A 19276-nucleotide genomic window follows, 5' to 3' on the forward strand; every position below is an offset into this window, starting at 1 on the left:
GCAAAACAGGTGCAACCAGTTTCTTGAGAATTAGTTGCACCCAGTCGGATTTATCCTACGGAAGTGGCTTTTTGCTCCCTTTTAACGCAGAGACAACGCTTTTCTAGAAGCAAAAGCACCAAGCGAGAGCAGTACTTTCGTACCAGAAATTATTTCCTGACGAGCTGCAGAATATTCCGACAAAAAAAGGGTTGCACCCGGTTGCACCTATTTCGGCTCGCGGCTAATCTTGCCGCCAGCTGTTGTCGCGCAACTGCGGCACCTATGAGGATAAAAATATGGCTACCACCACCCTTGGGGTCAAACTTGACGACCCGACCCGCGAGCGCCTGAAGGCCGCCGCAACCTCGATTGATCGCACACCGCACTGGCTGATCAAGCAGGCAATTTTCAATTACCTGGAAAAACTCGAGGGTGGTGCAACCCTGACCGAGCTGAACGGTTTGTCCGCCAAGGACACCGACGACGCAGGTGAAGTCCACACCGATCACGCGCACCAATGCTTCCTCGAATTTGCTGAAAGCATCCTGCCGCAATCGGTGCTGCGCGCCTCGATCACCGCCGCTTACCGTCGCCCCGAGCCGGAAGTGGTGCCGATGCTGATCGAGCAGGCGCGCCTGCCGGCGCCGATGGCCGAAGCTACCAACAAACTCGCCGCAACCATCGCGGAAAAACTGCGTAACCAGAAGAGTGCCGGCGGTCGTGCAGGCATTGTTCAGGGCCTGTTGCAGGAATTTTCCCTGTCGTCCCAGGAAGGCGTGGCGCTGATGTGCCTGGCCGAAGCGCTGCTGCGTATCCCGGACAAAGGCACTCGCGATGCGCTGATCCGCGACAAGATCAGCACCGGCAACTGGCAGCCGCATTTGGGCAACAGCCCGTCGCTGTTCGTCAACGCGGCGACCTGGGGCCTGCTGCTGACCGGCAAACTGGTCTCCACCCACAACGAAGCCGGCCTGACTTCTTCCCTGAGCCGCATCATCGGCAAGAGCGGCGAGCCGATGATCCGCAAGGGCGTCGACATGGCCATGCGCCTGATGGGCGAGCAGTTCGTCACCGGCGAAACCATCGCCGAAGCCCTGGCCAACGCGAGCAAGTTCGAAGCCAAGGGCTTCCGTTACTCCTACGACATGCTCGGTGAAGCGGCGCTGACCGAACACGACGCCCAGAAGTACCTGGCCTCGTACGAACAAGCCATTCACTCGATCGGCAAAGCGTCCCACGGCCGTGGGATTTATGAAGGCCCGGGCATCTCGATCAAACTGTCGGCCCTGCACCCGCGCTACAGCCGTGCCCAGTACGAGCGCGTGATGGACGAGCTGTACCCGCGCCTGCTGTCGCTGACCCTGCTGGCCAAGCAATACGACATCGGCCTGAACATCGACGCCGAAGAAGCCGACCGCCTGGAGCTGTCGCTGGATCTGCTCGAGCGCCTGTGCTTCGAGCCGCAACTGACCGGCTGGAACGGCATCGGTTTCGTCATCCAGGCCTACCAGAAGCGTTGCCCGTACGTGATCGACTACGTGATCGACCTGGCTCGCCGCAGCCGTCATCGCCTGATGATCCGCCTGGTGAAAGGCGCGTACTGGGACAGCGAAATCAAGCGCGCCCAGGTCGAAGGCCTGGAAGGCTATCCGGTCTACACCCGCAAGGTGTACACCGACGTTTCCTACATCGCCTGCGCGCGCAAACTGCTGTCGGTGCCGGAAGTCATCTACCCGCAATTCGCCACGCATAACGCCCACACCCTGTCGGCGATTTATCACATTGCCGGTCAGAACTATTACCCGGGCCAGTACGAATTCCAGTGCCTGCACGGCATGGGCGAACCGTTGTACGAGCAGGTTGTAGGCAAAGTCTCCGAGGGCAAGCTGAACCGTCCGTGCCGCGTGTACGCTCCGGTCGGCACCCACGAAACCCTGCTGGCGTACCTCGTACGTCGTCTGCTGGAAAACGGCGCCAACACCTCGTTCGTCAACCGCATCGCCGACCAGTCGATTTCGATCCAGGAACTGGTGGCCGATCCTGTTGCGCAGATCGAGCAGATGGCAACCGTGGAAGGTGGTTTCGGCCTGCCGCACCCGCGCATTCCGCTGCCGCGTGACCTGTATGGTTCCGAGCGCGCCAACTCCGCCGGCATCGACATGGCCAACGAACATCGTCTGGCCTCGCTGTCCTGCGCCCTGCTGGCCACTGCGCACAACAACTGGAAAGCCGCGCCGATGCTCGGCTGCGCCTCCAGCAACGAAGCGCCGGCACCGGTGCTGAACCCGTCCGATCTGCGTGACGTGGTCGGCCATGTGCAGGAAGCCACGGTCGAAGACGTCGACAACGCCATTCAATGCGCCCTGAACGCCGCACCGATCTGGCAGGCCACCCCGCCGGCCGAACGTGCCGCGATTCTGGAACGTGCCGCTGACTTGATGGAAGGCGAGATCCAGCCGCTGATGGGCCTGCTGGCCCGCGAAGCCGGCAAGACCTTCGCCAACGCCATCGCCGAAGTCCGCGAAGCGGTCGACTTCCTGCGTTATTACGCGGTGCAGGCACGCAACGATTTCAGCAACGACGCCCACCGCCCACTGGGCCCGGTGGTCTGCATCAGCCCGTGGAACTTCCCGCTGGCGATCTTCAGCGGTCAGGTTGCCGCCGCACTGGCCGCCGGTAACCCGGTGCTGGCCAAACCGGCCGAACAGACTCCGCTGGTCGCCGCACAAGCTGTGCGTCTGCTGCTCGAAGCCGGGATTCCGGAAGGCGTGCTGCAACTGCTGCCGGGTCGCGGTGAAACCGTCGGCGCCGGTCTGGTTGGCGATGAGCGCGTCAAAGGCGTGATGTTCACCGGCTCCACCGAAGTCGCCCGTCTGCTGCAACGCAACATCGCCGGTCGCCTCGACAACCAGGGCCGTCCGATTCCTCTGATCGCCGAAACCGGCGGCCAGAACGCGATGATCGTCGACTCTTCGGCACTGACCGAACAGGTGGTGATTGACGTGGTGTCGTCGGCCTTCGACAGCGCCGGTCAGCGTTGCTCGGCCCTGCGCGTTCTGTGCTTGCAGGAAGATTCCGCCGATCGCGTCATCGAAATGCTCAAGGGCGCGATGGCTGAAAGCCGTCTTGGCAACCCGGAGCGTCTGTCGGTAGACATCGGCCCGGTGATCGACGCCGAAGCCAAGGCCGGTATCGAGAAGCACATCCAGGGCATGCGCGACAAAGGTCGCAACGTGTACCAGGTGGCCATCGCCGATACCGAGGAAGTCAAACGCGGCACCTTCGTCATGCCGACCCTGATCGAACTGGAAAGCTTCGACGAGCTGCAACGCGAGATCTTCGGCCCGGTGCTGCACGTGGTGCGCTACAAGCGTAAAGAGATCGACCAGTTGATCGCCCAGATCAACGCCTCCGGTTACGGCCTGACCCTCGGCGTGCACACCCGCATCGACGAGACCATCGCCAAGGTGATCGACAACGTCAACGCCGGTAACGTCTACGTCAACCGCAACATCGTGGGTGCTGTGGTTGGCGTCCAGCCGTTCGGTGGCGAAGGCCTGTCGGGTACGGGTCCGAAAGCCGGTGGCCCGCTGTACCTGTACCGTCTGCTGTCGACGCGTCCTACGGATGCCATCGAACAGTCCTTCGCTCGCGGTGATGCTGCCGTGGCGCCGGACGTTCGTCTGCGCGACGCCATGAGCAAACCGCTGACCGCTCTGAAAGCCTGGGCCGACAGCAACAAGTTCGCCGATCTGAGCACCCTGTGCGTGCAGTACGCAGCCCAGTCGCAAAGCGGTATCACCCGCGTGCTGGCCGGCCCGACCGGCGAGAAGAACAGCTACGCCATCCTGCCACGCGAACACGTGCTGTGCCTGGCGGACATCGAAGGTGATCTGCTGACCCAGCTCGCTGCGGTACTGGCGGTGGGCGGTTCGGCGGTCTGGCCGGAATCCGACACCAGCAAGGCATTGTTCGCACGCCTGCCGAAGGAAATTCAGGCGCGGATCAAACTGGTTTCCGACTGGAACAAGGACGACGTGGTGTTCGATGCGGTTCTGCATCACGGCCATTCCGACCAGTTGCGTGCGGTCTGCCAGCAGATCGCCAAGCGTCCCGGCGCCATCGTCGGGGTTCAGGGCCTGTCCCAGGGCGAGACCAACATTGCGCTGGAGCGTCTGGTGATCGAGCGCGCGTTGAGCGTCAACACCGCGGCGGCGGGCGGTAACGCCAGCCTGATGACCATCGGCTAAACGGCTGTAACGCCAGGCGACCGCAATGGTCGCCTGGAATGTAATTCCCCTGTGGGAGCGGGCTTGCTCGCGAAAGCGGTAGATCATTCGATATTGATATCGACTGACACGACGCCTTCGCGAGCAAGCCCGCTCCCACATTTGTTTTGTGGAGTTTGTTAAGCCGCTGCTCGGCTCCAATATCACCGTTATCAATCTTCCTGTTCAGCCTTTATTCGCACGCCTAGACTCGGCCCATTCCAAAAAAAGGTAGGCCGCCATGTCCGAGACGTTGCTCAGTTCCCGCAATCTGGCTTTCGAGCTGTACGAAGTCCTCGATGCCGAGGGCCTGACCCGGCGCGAGCGGTTTGCCGAGCACAATCGCGAAACCTTCGATGCCGCCATCGGTACAGCGCGCAACATTGCCGAGAAATACTTCGCGCCGCACAACCGCAAGGGCGACGAGAACGAGCCGCGCTATGAGAACGGTCAGGCGATTCTGATTCCCGAAGTGAAACCGGCGGTGGACGCCTTCCTCGAAGCCGGATTCCTCAACGCGGCGCGCAGTTTCGACGCCGGCGGCATGCAACTTCCTACATTGTTGTCCCAGGCCTGCTTCGCCCACTTCCAATCGGCCAACGCGGCGTCGACTTCCTATCCGTTCCTGACCATGGGCGCGGCCAACCTGATCGAAAGCTTCGGCACCGAAGAGCAGAAGCAACGCTTCCTGCAACCGATGATCGACGGCCGCTTCTTCGGCACCATGGCCCTGACCGAGCCCCACGCCGGCTCGTCGCTGTCGGATATTCGTACCCGCGCCGAGCCTTCGTCCGACGGCACTCATCGCCTCAAGGGCAACAAGATCTTCATCTCCGGCGGTGATCACCCGCTCTCGGAAAATATCGTGCACATGGTGCTGGCCAAACTGCCGGACGCACCGGCCGGGGTGAAAGGCATTTCGCTGTTTATCGTGCCGAAGTTTCTGGTCAACGATGACGGCAGTTTGGGCAAACGTAATGACGTGTTGCTCGCCGGGCTGTTCCACAAGATGGGTTGGCGCGGCACCACGTCAACGGCGCTGAACTTCGGCGATAACGGCGAGTGCGTCGGTTATCTGGTGGGCAAGCCGCATCACGGCTTGAGCTACATGTTCCAGATGATGAACGAGGCGCGGATCGGCGTCGGCATGGGCGCGGTGATGCTCGGTTACGCCGGTTACCTGTATTCACTGGAATACGCCCGCGAACGCCCGCAAGGCCGAGTGCCGGACAGCAAGGATCCGACGACGGCGCCGGTGGCGATCATTCAGCACGCCGATGTCAGACGCATGCTGCTGACGCAGAAATCCTACGTCGAAGGTGCTTTCGATCTCGGTCTGTACGCGGCGCGGCTGTTCGATGACACCACTACGCTGGAAACCGAGGCCGAGCGCAAACAGGCCCATGAACTGCTGGATTTGCTGACACCGATCGTCAAATCCTGGCCCTCCGAGTTCTGCCTCAAGGCCAACGAACTGGCGATCCAGATTCTCGGCGGCCACGGTTACACCCGCGAGTACCCGGTGGAGCAGTACTACCGCGACAACCGCCTGAACCCGATCCACGAAGGCACCCACGGCATTCAGTCGCTGGACTTGCTGGGACGCAAACTGGCGCAGAACGGTGGTGCCGGGCTCAAGCAACTGATTCGCCTGATTGCCAACACCGCCGAGCGCGCAGTCGCGTACGAATCGTTGACCGCACTGCGTGAGCCGTTGGAGAAACTGGTCGCGCGCCTACAGACAGTGACCATCGGTCTGCTGACCGATCTGGCACAGGGCAAGGTCAACAGCAGCCTGGCGAATTCGGCGTTGTACCTGAAAGTGTTCGGGCACGCGGTGATTGGCTGGCGCTGGCTGGAACAGGCGATTCGCGCCGAGGAAGGGTTGGCCAAGGGAAATGCGGCGGATGCCGACTTCTATCAGGGCAAGTTGCAGGCGGCGCGGTATTTCCTGACGTGGGAAGTGCCGGGGTGCCAGCATGAGCTGGCGTTGCTGGAGGCGCGGGATGATACGTGTCTGGCAATGCAGGATGCGTGGTTCTGATCCGGATTATGCGTTGCGGCTGATACCGTCTTCGCGGGCTTGCCCGCGAAAGGGCCGGAACTGGCGACACATCAGCTCAACTTGAACCCACCCATCTGCCGCGCCAGATCATCCGCCAACCGCTGCAGCATCTGACAATCCTCACGACAGGCGCGGACCTCCCCCGCCGTCGCCCGGGCCAGATCGGAAATGCCCTGTACGTTGCGGTTGATCTCCTCGGTCACCGCCGACTGTTCCTCGGTCGCCGTCGCCACCTGATGGTTCATGTCGCTGATGCGCTCGACCTGCCCGGTGATCGCAGTCAAAGACGCCCCGGTACGCTGGCTCGATTCGACTCCAGTCCCCGTCGCAGCCTGCCCGGTGCGCATCGATGACACCGCATTCTCCGCCCCCTGCTTGAGGCTGCCGATCATCTGCTGAATTTCGTCGGTAGACGCCTGAGTCCGGCGCGCCAGCGTGCGCACCTCGTCGGCCACCACTGCAAAACCACGCCCCATGTCCCCGGCCCGCGCCGCTTCAATCGCCGCGTTCAGCGCCAACAGATTGGTCTGCTCCGACACCCCGCGAATCACCGCCAGCACCTGATCAATCGACGCCACCTGATGCGCCAGCTCCCCCACCGCGCCCGCCGCAACGCCGATTTCATCTGACATGCTTTCTATATGGCGAATCGAGCCGCCGACCACTTCCCGCGCCTGCATCGCTTCATCGCGGGCGGTTTGCGAGGCGAGCGCGGCGTTGCCGGCGTTCTGGGCGATCTCCTGCACGGTCAGGCCCATTTCGTGGACGGCAGTGGCGACCATGTCGGTCATTTCCTGCTGGCGACCGGAGCGTTCGGCGGTGTTATCCACAACCCTGGCCACCTGGCCGACGGCAACGCGCAGACGTTCGCTGGTGGTCAGCACTTCGCCGATCATCCCGCGCTGGCTGTCGAGGAAACGGTTGAAGCCCCGCGCGAGGTCGCCGAGTTCATCGGCGCGGCTGGAATCTAACCGGTGAGTCAAATCTCCACCACCGCTACCAATGCAGCTGTTACCTGACGAATCGGTCTCACCAACCCCTGAGCCAGCCAGATCACCAGCGCCAGGCAAACCAGCGCCACCACCAGGCCGATGCCGCTGCTCATCCACATCGCCCGGCGGGCTTCGGCGTAGATCTGCGACTGCGGCACTTCGGCCACCAGGGTCCAGCCGAAGTCGCGCAGGGGCAGGCTGAAGGCGAGGAAATCTTCGCTATCGCGCTGGAAGCTGCTGTTGCTCGCCGCTTTATGACCCATGACTGCTTGTGCTGCCGAGGTGCCGATCTGCTCGCTCAAGGTGCGCTTGCCGCTGAACTGCGCCTCGGGATGGACCTGGATCAAACCGTCGGAACGCACGAGATAGACCTTCCCACGCTCGCCGAAGCTGAAGTTGTGGATCAGCTCCGACAGCTCTTTCATGCTCAGACCAAGGCCCGCGACACCGACCACTTTGCCGGCCTGCTCCACCTTCAAATCGATGAACAGCGCCAGCTCTCCGGTCGCCCCGTCGTTGTCGATGTTCAGGGTTCGCGGCTGATTGCTGTCGAGGAAGGAGTAGAACCACGCATCGGCCGGTTTGTCGCGACTCAGGGTGCGATCCAGGCCTTTTTCGGTGATGTAGTGATTGGATTCGGTGCCGATGATCAGCGCGGTAAACGCCTTGTGTTCGGCGCGGATGCCTTCCAGATACTGCGCGAAGCCCGCCGTTTTGGCGGAGTCTTCACCATTGGCCAGCCAGTCTCGGACCATGGTGTTGCTGGCGATGTCCTTGGCGGCGGTGAGAGGTTGAACGAGGATTCGTTCGATGTCGTTGCGCGTCGCTTCGATGCTCGACGGCAGCGCCTGTTCGACCAGATAGCTCTGGGCGAGGCGGTTGACCACCAGGGTATAAATGCCAACCACTATCAGAATGCTGACCAGCAGGGCGGTGCCCATACCGAGGATCAGCTGCCATTGAATACTGCGACGCCAGAACTGCATGGAGCACCCCCAAAGAATAAGAGGCTGAAACACTGCAACAGCCGTGCCGATTGTATACAGCGCAATCGACAATCTTATTCTTTGGTTGTGCGCAACCCATCAACCCTGATTGATGGTCTTGGCGATGGTCTCGACCGTGGCGCTGACTTGCTCTTGGTAACGCTCGAGTTCTTCCTGATGCTGCTTCTTCATTTCAATCTGCTGCGAGCACAGATTCATCGCCGCCAGCACCAGCAGGCGGTCACCGATCAGGGTCGGGTATTTCTTCTTGGTGTCGGCCAGTGCGGCCTTGAGCATCAACGCAGCGTCCAGCAGGGTCTGTTCTTCCCCGGCCGGTGCCTTGATCGAATAGTCCTCCCCCATGATGGAGATGACTTTTACCCCTGCTGTGCCGTGGTTCATGCGCTGACAGGACCTGCGTTGACGCGATCAACCAGGGCCTGGATGCGCGCGGCGGTGGCGCCGTGCTTTTCTTCCTGTTCCATCAGGCTCAGTTGCAGGCTTTCGTTTTCATCCTTGGCCTGGGCCAGTTCCGTGGACAGGGTCTGGTTGGCTTCCGACAGGGTCTGGTTCTGTTGCACCAGGTCGCTGACGAGCTGTTCCAATTGGCTGAGGGATGCTTCCAACATTTTGATCTTCCAGGGCTTTTTCAAAGGGCGCGTACGATAAAGAAAAGTCATCGTTGACGCCAGGGTTAAACCGGCGCAAGGCCTTGATTTTCCTGGCGGCCGACCGTTCTTGCGAGTGTTAGAGACTGTGATCTGCCGATCTGGTTCCTGCACTTCGTCGCCCGACGCCCCATGCGACAAAATACGCACACCGCCTCAAGACTTTAGTCGTATGACCGATAAGTCACCCAACAGCAGTCTCAGCCCGCACGGATGCGGCCCTTCCCTGGTATCCGCCTCCATGTCCCTTCGCAATATGAACATCGCCCCCCGGGCGTTCACCGGTTTCGCCCTGATCGGCGGCCTGATGCTGATTCTCGGCGTGTTCGCCCTGAATCAGATGAGCAAGATCCGCGCGGCAGGCGAAGACATCGCCACGGCCAGCGTGCCTTCGATCAAGGCCCTCGACGAATTCACCCAGTTGACCCTGCGCCTGCGCGTGCTGTCGTATCGGTTGCTGATCAACCGTGAGCCAGACGTCCAGCAAAAAACCATCGAACTGTTCGATTTGCGCAACCGGCAGATCGCCGACGCGCAACGCGCCTACGAGCCGCTGATCGATGGCCCGCAAGAACGCGCGGCTTACGATCAGTACGTGCAGTTGCTGGCGCAGTACCATCAGCTCGAAGACCGGATGAAGACTCTGTCGCGCAACAATCAGGTCGACGAATTGCGGCAGATGCTCAACACCGATTTGCTCGCCAATTCCGAAGCGGTGAATACCGCTCTCGCGCGTTTGCTGGAGATCAACACCCAACAGATCGCCGAGACCAATCAGGGCGCCACTGATCAGTATTCGATGTCGTTCAATCTGGTGGTGACCCTGTTGGTGATTGCCACCGGCCTGACCTTGCTGTTCGCCTGGCTGTTGACCAGCAGCATCACCAAGCCGATCGCGAAGGCGCTGGATGCAGCGGAAACCATCGCCGAGGGCAACCTGACCCAGCCGATCCACGTTGACGGCACCGACGAAGCCGGACGCCTGCTGGCGGCCATGGCCAAGATGCAGTCGAAGCTGCGCGACACGCTGCAGCGGATTTCCGGCTCGGCCACCCAACTGGCCTCCGCCGCCGAAGAGCTGAACAGCGTCACCGACGAAAGCGCCCGTGGCCTGACCCAACAGAACAACGAAATCGAGCAGGCCGCCACCGCCGTCAACGAGATGACCAGCGCCGTTGAGGAAGTAGCGCGCAACGCGGTCAGCACCTCGGAAGCCTCGAAGAACGCCACCACCTCCGCCGGCGACGGCCGCGATCTGGTGCAGGAGACCGTCAGCGCCATCGAACGCATGAGCGCCGACGTGCAGAGCACTGCGACCCTGATCGGCGATCTGGCCAACGAATCCCGTGACATCGGCAAGGTGCTGGACGTGATTCGCGGCCTGGCTGACCAGACCAACCTGCTGGCGCTCAACGCGGCAATTGAAGCGGCCCGTGCCGGTGAAGCGGGTCGTGGTTTTGCCGTGGTGGCTGATGAGGTCCGTGCCCTGGCCCACCGCACCCAGCAGTCGACCAGCGAAATCGAGCGCATGATCGGCAGCATCCAGAGCGGCACCGAACACGCCGTGGATTCGATGCGCAACAGCACCGAGCGTGCAGAGTCGACGCTGAATATCGCCCGTGGCGCCGGCCTGTCGCTGGACACCATCAACACGGCCATCGTCGAAATCAACGAGCGCAACCTGGTGATCGCCAGCGCCGCCGAAGAACAGGCGCAAGTCGCACGGGAAGTGGATCGCAACCTGGTGAACATCCGCGATCTGTCGGTGCAATCGGCGACCGGGGCGAATCAGACCAGTGCGGCGAGTAATGAGCTGTCGCGATTGGCGCTGGATCTGAACAATATGGTTGGGCGGTTCAGCCTCTAACCCTCTGCATTGATCGTTCCCACGCGGAGCGTGGGAACGATCTTGCGCAAAGCTGAAAAAGCTTTTTGACAGCATCACATTTCAACAGGTTAGAATCGCTGGCACGCAGACTGCATGGTCAGTTTGTGCCCGTCTTTCCGCTTCTGGAGTACTGCCTTTGAACGCGACGACCATCAACAGCCTGTTCTTGATCGGCGCGTTGCTGGTAGGCGCAAGTATTCTTGTCAGCTCCCTGTCTTCCCGTCTCGGCATCCCGATTCTGGTGATCATCCTCGCGGTCGGCATGGCTGCCGGGGTCGATGGCGGCGGGATCATTTTCGATAACTACCCGACGGCCTATCTGGTCGGCAACCTCGCGCTGGCGGTGATCCTGCTCGACGGCGGCTTGCGAACCCGGGTGTCCAGTTTCCGCGTGGCGTTGTGGCCGGCCTTGTCGCTGGCGACGGTCGGCGTCCTTATAACCACCGGCCTCACCGGCATGGCCGCCGCGTGGCTGTTCGACCTCAATCTGATTCAAGGCCTGCTGATCGGCGCCATCGTCGGTTCCACGGACGCCGCGGCGGTGTTCTCGCTGCTCGGTGGCAAGGGCCTGAACGAACGGGTGACCGCCAGCCTGGAAATCGAATCCGGCAGCAACGACCCGATGGCGGTGTTCCTCACCGTGACCCTGATCGACATGCTCGCCAGCGGCCAGACCGGCCTGCACTGGAGCCTGTTGACCCACCTGATCCGCGAGTTCGGCATCGGTGGCGTGATCGGTCTGGGCGGCGGCTGGCTGATGCTGCAACTGGTCAACCGGATCAACCTCGCCACCGGCCTCTATCCGATTCTGGTGATCGCCGGCGGTCTGGTGGTGTTCGCCCTGACCAACGCCCTGCACGGCAGCGGCTTCCTCGCCGTGTACCTGTGCGGTCTGGTGATCGGCAACCGCCCGGTGCGCAGCCGTCACGGCATCCTGCACATGCTCGACGGCATGGCGTGGCTGGCGCAGATCGGCATGTTCCTGGTGCTGGGGCTGCTGGTCACGCCGCATGATCTGCTGCCGATCGCCCTGCCGGCGCTGGGTCTGGCGCTGTGGATGATTCTGTTCGCTCGGCCGCTGTCGGTGCTGGTCGGGCTGTTGCCGTTCAAGGCCTTCCACGGTCGCGAGAAAGCCTTCATTTCCTGGGTTGGCCTGCGTGGCGCGGTACCGATCATTCTGGCGGTGTTCCCGCTGATGGCCGGGCTGCCGAATGCGCAGCTGTATTTCAACCTCGCCTTCTTTATCGTGCTGGTGTCGCTGCTGGTGCAGGGCACGAGCCTGCCGTGGGTGGCCAAGCTGCTGAAGGTGACCGTACCGCCGGAGCCGGCGCCGATCTCCCGCGCCGCCCTCGAAGTGCACGTCACCAGCGAGTGGGAACTGTTCGTTTACAAGCTCGGCGCGGAAAAATGGTGCATCGGTTCGCCCCTGCGCGAACTGAAAATGCCCGAAGGCACCCGTATCGCCGCCCTGTTTCGCGGCCAGCAACTGCTCCATCCGTCGGGTAGTACGGTGCTGGAAGTCGATGATTTGCTGTGTGTTATCGGCCATGAACACAACCTTCCGGCCCTCGGAAAACTGTTCAGCCAGGCGCCGCAACGCGGCCTCGATCTGCGCTTCTTCGGCGACTTCGTACTCGAAGGAGACGCCCAGCTCAAAGCGGTTGCCGCCCTGTACGGCCTGCCCGCCGAAGGCATCGATCCGGACATGACCCTGGGCCACTTCATTGCCCAGAAAGTCGGCGGTGCGCCAATCGTTGGCGACCAGGTGGAATGGAACAACACCCACTGGACGGTTGCGGTCATGGACGGGAACAAGATCGCCAAAGTGGGCGTCAGATTCCCCGAAGGAAGTCGCCCGGGGCCCGGGCTCTTCCTCTAAACTGCGTCCACTCTCACTTGCTTGACCGGTCTCTATGCCTACCCTGCGCTCCTTTTTCCTCGCGGCCCTGCTGGGCCTGAGTCTTTCCGTCGGCCCGCTGCAAGCCGCCGAACCACCGTCCAGCGACGCCGTGCAGGCCAGCCTGGACAAGCTCACCGACAGCAAACTGCCCGAGGCCGACAAGAAGGCCCTGCAGACGGTCCTGCAAAACACGCTGAACCAGCTCAACAACCGGCGTGACTACGAGCAGAAGCTGATTGACCTCAAGCAGCAGCTGGCCACTGCGCCGAAGCAGACCATCGAGAATTCGCGCGAACTGACCCGCCTCAAGGCCAGCGCAGTGGTACCGGTAGCGCAGCGCTTTCCCAAGGAAAACATCCAGCAGCTGGAGCAGATGCTCACCGAGCGCTCGACCCAGCAAAGCGATCTGCAGAAAGCCCTGGCCGACGCCAACAGCCTGATCATCACCGCCCAGACGCGTCCCGAGCGCGCCCAGGCCGAGATTTCCAGCAGCCAGACGCGCATCCAGCAGATCAACAACATCCTCAAGACCGGCAAGGACGCCGGCAAAACCGTCAGCGCCGAGCAGCGCGACCTGCTCAACGCCGAGCTGGCCGCCCTGAACGCGCTGATCCCGCTGCGCCGTCAGGAACTGGCCGGCAACAACCAGTTGCAGGATCTGGGCAACAGTCAGCATGACCTGCTCTCGGAAAAGTCCGACCGTCTGGATCGCGAGATCCAGGAACTGCAAACCCTGATCAACCAGAAACGTCTGACCCTGTCGCAGGAAACCGTGACGCAGCAGTCGATCGAGGCCCAAAAGTCCGGCAGCAGCGCCCTGCTCGCCACGGAAAGCGCGGCCAACCTCAAGCTCTCCGACTACCTGCTCAAAAGCACCGACCGTCTCAACGAACTCACCCAGCAGAACCTGCAGACCAAGCAGCAACTGGACAGCGTGACCCAGAGCGACTCGGCCCTCGACGAGCAGATCAACGTGCTCAAGGGCAGCCTGCTGCTGTCGAAGATTCTCTATAAGCAGAAGCAAGCGCTGCCGCGCCTCAAGGTCGACCGCGATCTGGCGGACCAGATCGCCGACATTCGCCTGTACCAGTTCGAAATCAACCAACAGCGCGAACAGCTGAGCAATCCGGCGACTTACGTCGACAACCTGCTGTCCACTCAGCCGCCGGAACAAGTCACACCGCAACTGCGCAAGAGCCTGCTGGAGCTGGCCAACACCCGCGTTGATCTGCTGGAACGGCTAAGCCGCGAACTGAGCGCGATGCTCAACGAATCGATCACCCTGCAACTGAACCAGAAACAACTGCTGAGCACCGCGCAAAGCCTGCGCGCGACCCTCGACGAGCAGATGTTCTGGATCCCGAGCAACAAGCCGCTGGACACCGAATGGATGCGCGGCGTGCCGGAGCGCCTGAAGCGTCAGGTCGACACCTTGCCGCTGGCCTCAAGCTTCAGCGAACTGACCGACGGCCTGACCCAGCGACCGCTGTTGTTCCTGCCGCTGGCGCTGCTGATCGGCGCGTTGCTGTGGCGGCGCAAGCAACTCTATTCGCGCCTGAACAAGGTTCATCAGGACATCGGCCACTTCAAACGTGACAGCCAGTGGCACACGCCGCAGGCGATCCTGATCAATATTCTGCTGGCGATGCCGGTGGCGCTGGGCCTGGCCCTGTGCGGGCTGGCGTTGCAGATCGACGCCCGTGGGCAGAACGCGAACATGGGCGCGGCGCTGCTGCAAATGGCCCAGGCGTGGCTGGTGTTCTACACCGCCTATCGGATCCTCGCGCCGGGCGGTGTGGCCGAGTTGCACTTCCGCTGGGAAAAGCCGCAGGTCGAATTCCTGCAAGGCTGGGTCCGTCGCCTCGGACTGGTGGTCATGGCATTGGTGGCCGTGGTGGCGGTTGCCGAACTGCAACCGGCGGCGCTGGCCGACGATGTACTGGGCATGCCGGTGGTGCTGACCTGCTATGCGCTGATGGCGTGGCTGCTCAGCCGCCTGTTGATCAGCAGCCCGACCCACGAAAACGCCTCGCTGTTTCGCAAGGCCGTGGGCGTGATGTTTACCCTGCTGCCCATCGCGCTGTTCGTCGCCGTGTGCTTCGGCTACTACTACACCGCGCTGAAGCTCAGCGACCGCTTGATCAACACTCTGTACCTGCTGATGTTCTGGTTGGTGATCGAAGCGACTTTCGTCCGAGGTCTGGCGGTCGCGGCACGCCGTCTGGCCTACCAGCGCGCCCTGGCCAAACGTCAGGCAGCGAAGGAAGCCGGCGACGGCGAAGCGGTGATCGAAGAGCCAACCCTGGACATCGAAAAGGTCAACGAACAGTCCCTGCGCCTGATCCGTCTGGCACTGCTCGGCGGCTTCATCGCCGCGCTGTACTGGGTCTGGGCCGACCTGATCACGGTGTTCTCGTACCTCGACAACATCACCCTCTACGAATACACCAGCGGCACCGGCGCCAACATGAGCATGGTGCCGATCAGCATCGGCGACATGCTCGGCGCGCTGATCATCATCGGCATCACCTTTGCCCTCGCCCGCAACTTGCCGGGCCTGCTTGAAGTGTTCGTACTGTCGAAACTCAATCTGGCCCAGGGCAGTGCGTACGCGACCACGACGCTGCTGTCGTACGTGATCGCCGGGGTCGGTTTCGTCTCGACCCTGTCGACCCTCGGCGTGAGCTGGGACAAGTTGCAATGGCTGGTGGCGGCGCTGTCGGTGGGCCTCGGTTTCGGCATGCAGGAGATCTTCGCGAACTTCATCTCCGGCATCATGATCCTGTTCGAACGCCCGGTGCGGATCGGCGACACCATCACCATCGGCAACCTGTCGGGCACGGTGAGCAAGATCCGCATCCGCGCCACGACCATCACCGACTTCGACCGCAAGGACATCATCGTCCCGAACAAGACGTTCATCACCGGGCAACTGATCAACTGGTCGCTGACCGACACCATCACCCGGGTGACCCTGAAACTGGGCGTCGATTACGGTTCGGATCTGGATCTGGTCAAGGAACTGCTGCTCAAGGCCGCCCGGGAAAACCCGCGCGTGCTCAAGGAACCCGAGCCGCATGTGTACTTCCTCAATTTCGGCGAAAGCACCCTCGACCACGAACTGCGCATGCATGTGCGTGATCTCGGCGACCGCAACCCGGTACTCGACGAGGTCAACCGCTTCATCAACCGTGAGTTCAAGAAGCAGCACATCAACATCTCGTTCCGCCAGATGGAGGTTTACCTGAAGAACCTTCACGGCCAGGAATACAAGATGGTGCCGATCGAGCCGGAAACCAAAACCATCGTGCCGGTCAGCGACGACCAGAAACCGTTGCAGGAACCGCCGCCGGCCAAACTCGACTAACCCGGCTAATCCCAGCAGAATGCTCGGACATTCTGCTGGAGCCGGTCCTTGAAAGCCCTCGACGAACTGACCTTCGACAACCGCTTCGCCCGCCTGGGCGATGCGTTCTCGGCCCATGTGCTGCCCGAACCGATCGACAATCCGCGACTGGTGGTGGCCAGCCCTGCGGCCCTGGCGCTGCTGGATCTCGACCCGGCGGTGGCCGACACCCAGGAATTTGCCGAGCTGTTTGGCGGCCACAAGCTGTGGGCCGATGCCGAGCCGCGGGCGATGGTCTATTCCGGGCATCAGTTCGGCGGTTACACCCCGCAACTGGGCGACGGTCGTGGGTTGTTGCTGGGCGAGGTCTACAACGCGGCCGGCGAACATTGGGACTTGCATCTGAAGGGCGCCGGGCAGACGCCGTTCTCACGCATGGGCGACGGTCGCGCGGTGCTGCGTTCGTCGATCCGCGAGTTTCTCGCCTCCGAAGCGCTGCATGCGCTGAACATCCCGTCTTCACGCGCCGCCTGCGTGATCGGCTCCGACACCCCGGTCTGGCGTGAGAAACAGGAACGCGCCGCGATGGTGCTGCGCCTGGCGCCGAGCCACATCCGTTTCGGCCACTTCGAATACTTTTATTACACCAAGCGTCCCGAACAGCAGAAGCAGCTCGGCGAACACGTGTTGGCGATGCACTACCCCGAATGCCTGGAGCAGCCGGAACCGTATCTGGCGATGTTCCGCGAAATCGTCGAGCGTAACGCCGAACTGATTGCCAAGTGGCAGGCATACGGCTTCTGCCACGGGGTGATGAACACCGACAACATGTCGATCCTCGGCATCACCTTCGACTTCGGCCCGTTCGCCTTCCTCGACGATTTCGACGCGAACTTCATCTGCAACCACTCCGATGATCAGGGCCGCTACTCGTTCAGCAATCAGGTGCCGGTCGGCCAGTGGAACCTCAGCGCCCTGGCCCAGGCCCTGACGCCGTTCATCAGCGTCGAAGCCCTGCGCGAAACCCTCGGCCTGTACCTGCCGCTGTTCCAGGCGCACTACCTCGACCTGATGCGCCGCCGCTTCGGCTTCACCACCGCCGAGGACGACGACCAGCAACTGTTGGAACAACTGCTGCAACTGATGCAGAACAGCGGCGTCGATTACACGTTGTTCTTCCGTCGTCTGGGCGAAGAGTCAGCCGAACAGGCCGTCTCCCGCCTGCGCGATGACTTCGTCGATATCAAAGGTTTCGATGCCTGGGGCGAACGCTATGTCGCCCGCGTCGCACGCGATGGCGCGACCGATCAGGAACAGCGCCGTGCGCGGATGCATGCGGTGAATCCGCTGTACATCCTGCGCAATTACCTGGCGCAGAAGGCGATTGATGCTGCCGAGCAGGGTGACTATTCAGAAGTGCGACGGCTGCACGCGGTGCTGAGCAATCCATTCGAGGAACAGCCTGGAATGGAGAGTTACGCGCAACGGCCGCCGGAGTGGGGCAAGCATTTGGAGATCAGTTGTTCGTCGTAAGCGGGAACGACTGAACCTTGATAATCGATCCGTACGGCTCCAGATCAGTCGTACGATCCCGTTTTATTCATTGAGCCGATCATGACCGACCCACTCCTCATCCCCTGCCCCTCCTGCAACGGCCTCAACCGCATCCCCGCCGAGCGCCTCAACGACCACCCGAAGTGCGGGCGCTGCAAGTCCGAGGTGCTGTTGAACAAGCCGTTCGAACTCAAGCAAGGCGATTACGCCAGTCAGATCAAGGGCGATCTGCCGTTGCTGGTGGACGTGTGGGCGGACTGGTGTGGGCCGTGCAAGTCGTTTGCGCCGGTGTTCGAGCAGGCGGCTGCGCAGTTGGCGGGCAAGTGCCGGCTGGCCAAGCTGGACAGCGAGGCCAATCAGCAGTTGTCGGCGCAGTTGGGGATTCGTTCGATTCCGAGCCTGATTCTGTTGCGCAACGGCCGGGAAGTGGCCCGTCAGAGCGGGGCCTTCCCGTTGCCACAGTTGATGGCCTGGCTGCGCAGCCAGGGCATCTGACAAGGATTCAGGCGTCTTCGAGCAGGTTATGCAGCTCGACGAACTGTTGCGTCAGCTTGTGCCGTGGGTCGAGGTGGATCAGCGGCGTGTTGGCCTGATGCGATTCGCGCATGCGCACTGAACTGGCGAGGTAGACGGGCAGTACCGGCAGGCCCTCGGCGATCAGTTCGTCGAGGATCTGCTGCGGCAGGCTGGCCCGGGCCTGGAACTGGTTGACCACAATGCCTTCGACTTCCAGGCCTTCGTTGTGGTCTTCCTTCAACTCGTCGATTTCGGCGATCAGACCGTAGAGGGCCTGACGCGAGAAGCTGTCGCAGTCGAAGGGAATCAGTACCCGATCGGCGGCAATCAGTGCCGAGACCGCATAGAAATTCAGCGCCGGCGGCGTATCCAGATAGATCCGGTCGTAATCCTCCGACAACTCGTCGAGCAGCTTTCGCAGCTTGTTGATCTTGTGTTTGGCCTCGAGCTTGGGCTGCAGGTCGGCCAGTTCGGCAGTGGCGGTAATGATGTGGAGGTTGTCAAAGGGCGTTTCGTAGATATCCGCCTGGTTCTTTTTCGAGAACGGTCCGGAAGAAAGGGTCTGCTTGAAGAAATCGGCAATGCCCATCGGAATGTCATCACCTGTGAGGCCGGTCAGATACTGAGTGGAATTGGCCTGGGCATCGAGGTCGACCAACAGCGTGCGATAACCCTCGCTGGCGCTTACCGCCGCCAGATTGCAGGCAATGCTGGATTTGCCCACGCCACCTTTCTGATTGAACACCACGCGCCGCATGACAAAACCTCCGTGTATCAAAGAATGACCGAGTGTAGTGGTGCCCGGTGCCGGTTCGCTACCTCGATGGACGCGGACTACAAAGTCAGGCGCCAATCTCCCAATGAATACGGCGCAAAGACACTCCTTGATTGCGGATTCGCCTGACAGATAGACACCCGACAATCTGGATAATGGCCAAGTGACAGCTCTTGCCGCGTACCATTCGGTTCATTTCGTCGTTCAAAACGTAACCAGCATTTGCTACACACTCGTCGCACCGGGATAATGCGCGCCACCCGGCGCCACGCGCCATGCCATTTCTGGCTAAATCAGCTCAGCGGCGACGTTGGCGAAACCGCGTCAACTCAGCCC

The 19276-nt window shown here is 61.7% G+C and carries 10 protein-coding genes and 2 pseudogenes; 8 read left to right on the forward strand and 4 right to left on the reverse strand.

Annotated elements, in window-relative coordinates; all coding sequences use genetic code 11:
- Window positions 1–278: 278 nt before the first annotated feature.
- A complete protein-coding gene (gene putA / locus CAG25_RS03995; protein ID WP_064592972.1) occupies window positions 279–4232 on the forward strand; it encodes a trifunctional transcriptional regulator/proline dehydrogenase/L-glutamate gamma-semialdehyde dehydrogenase in 3954 nt (1317 codons plus the stop codon).
- 259 nt (window positions 4233–4491) lie between these two features.
- Entirely contained in the window at window positions 4492–6294 is a 1803-nt protein-coding gene (locus tag CAG25_RS04000) for an acyl-CoA dehydrogenase (protein ID WP_085611108.1), read from the forward strand.
- 71 nt (window positions 6295–6365) lie between these two features.
- Here CAG25_RS04000 and CAG25_RS04005 read toward each other — a convergent pair.
- The 3 genes and pseudogenes from CAG25_RS04005 to CAG25_RS04015 all read right to left on the reverse strand — a co-directional run bounded on the left by CAG25_RS04005 (window position 6366) and on the right by CAG25_RS04015 (window position 8922).
- Window positions 6366–8293 (reverse strand): annotated as a pseudogene (locus CAG25_RS04005) (methyl-accepting chemotaxis protein).
- Window positions 8294–8392: 99 nt separating this feature from the next.
- A complete protein-coding gene (locus CAG25_RS04010) occupies window positions 8393–8695 on the reverse strand; it encodes a cell division protein ZapA (protein WP_064592966.1) in 303 nt (100 codons plus the stop codon).
- The gene (locus tag CAG25_RS04015; protein WP_085611109.1) at window positions 8692–8922 is read right to left on the reverse strand and encodes a hypothetical protein; all 231 of its coding nucleotides are present in this window, start codon (window positions 8920–8922) and stop codon (window positions 8692–8694) included. The genes CAG25_RS04010 and CAG25_RS04015 overlap by 4 nt, the downstream gene beginning before the upstream one ends.
- Window positions 8923–9217: 295 nt before the next feature.
- On the opposite strand from CAG25_RS04015, the pseudogene CAG25_RS29020 reads away from it, so the two are divergent.
- The 6 genes and pseudogenes from CAG25_RS29020 to trxC all read left to right on the forward strand — a co-directional run.
- Window positions 9218–9973 (forward strand): annotated as a pseudogene (locus CAG25_RS29020) (MCP four helix bundle domain-containing protein); the annotation flags it as partial.
- A complete protein-coding gene (locus CAG25_RS29025; protein ID WP_371857704.1) occupies window positions 9965–10828 on the forward strand; it encodes a methyl-accepting chemotaxis protein in 864 nt (287 codons plus the stop codon). The pseudogene CAG25_RS29020 and the gene CAG25_RS29025, both read left to right, overlap by 9 nt.
- 157 nt (window positions 10829–10985) lie before the next feature.
- The gene (locus tag CAG25_RS04025) at window positions 10986–12728 is read left to right on the forward strand and encodes a potassium/proton antiporter (protein WP_085611111.1); all 1743 of its coding nucleotides are present in this window, start codon (window positions 10986–10988) and stop codon (window positions 12726–12728) included.
- Window positions 12729–12762: 34 nt separating this feature from the next.
- Window positions 12763–16116, forward strand: a complete 3354-nt coding sequence (gene mscK, locus CAG25_RS04030) for a mechanosensitive channel MscK (protein WP_085611112.1) — start codon at window positions 12763–12765, stop codon at window positions 16114–16116.
- A gap of 48 nt (window positions 16117–16164) precedes the next feature.
- The gene (selO, locus tag CAG25_RS04035) at window positions 16165–17628 is read left to right on the forward strand and encodes a protein adenylyltransferase SelO (protein WP_085611113.1); all 1464 of its coding nucleotides are present in this window, start codon (window positions 16165–16167) and stop codon (window positions 17626–17628) included.
- A gap of 81 nt (window positions 17629–17709) precedes the next feature.
- Entirely contained in the window at window positions 17710–18144 is a 435-nt protein-coding gene (trxC, locus tag CAG25_RS04040) for a thioredoxin TrxC (protein ID WP_011332109.1), read from the forward strand.
- Between the two features lie 7 nt (window positions 18145–18151).
- On the opposite strand, the gene CAG25_RS04045 is transcribed toward trxC, so the two are convergent.
- The gene (locus tag CAG25_RS04045) at window positions 18152–18922 is read right to left on the reverse strand and encodes a ParA family protein (RefSeq protein ID WP_007952339.1); all 771 of its coding nucleotides are present in this window, start codon (window positions 18920–18922) and stop codon (window positions 18152–18154) included.
- Between the last annotated feature and the right edge of the window lie 354 nt (window positions 18923–19276).

Origin of the sequence: Pseudomonas sp. B16(2017), assembly GCF_002113205.1 — a bacterium.
In the GTDB taxonomy this organism is placed as follows: Bacteria; Pseudomonadota; Gammaproteobacteria; order Pseudomonadales; family Pseudomonadaceae; genus Aquipseudomonas; species Aquipseudomonas pharyngis.

Excerpts from the sequence above, each read along its gene's own strand:
- CAG25_RS29025 (WP_371857704.1), top strand. The coding sequence starts at position 9,965 with ATGCAGTCGAAGCTGCGCGACACGCTGCAGCGGATTTCCGGCTCGGCC.
- CAG25_RS04000 (WP_085611108.1), top strand. The coding sequence starts at position 4,492 with ATGTCCGAGACGTTGCTCAGTTCCCGCAATCTGGCTTTCGAGCTGTAC.
- CAG25_RS04010 (WP_064592966.1), bottom strand. The coding sequence starts at position 8,695 with ATGAACCACGGCACAGCAGGGGTAAAAGTCATCTCCATCATGGGGGAG.
- CAG25_RS04045 (WP_007952339.1), bottom strand. The coding sequence starts at position 18,922 with ATGCGGCGCGTGGTGTTCAATCAGAAAGGTGGCGTGGGCAAATCCAGC.
- CAG25_RS04015 (WP_085611109.1), bottom strand. The coding sequence starts at position 8,922 with ATGTTGGAAGCATCCCTCAGCCAATTGGAACAGCTCGTCAGCGACCTG.
- mscK (WP_085611112.1), top strand. The coding sequence starts at position 12,763 with ATGCCTACCCTGCGCTCCTTTTTCCTCGCGGCCCTGCTGGGCCTGAGT.
- putA (WP_064592972.1), top strand. The coding sequence starts at position 279 with ATGGCTACCACCACCCTTGGGGTCAAACTTGACGACCCGACCCGCGAG.
- trxC (WP_011332109.1), top strand. The coding sequence starts at position 17,710 with ATGACCGACCCACTCCTCATCCCCTGCCCCTCCTGCAACGGCCTCAAC.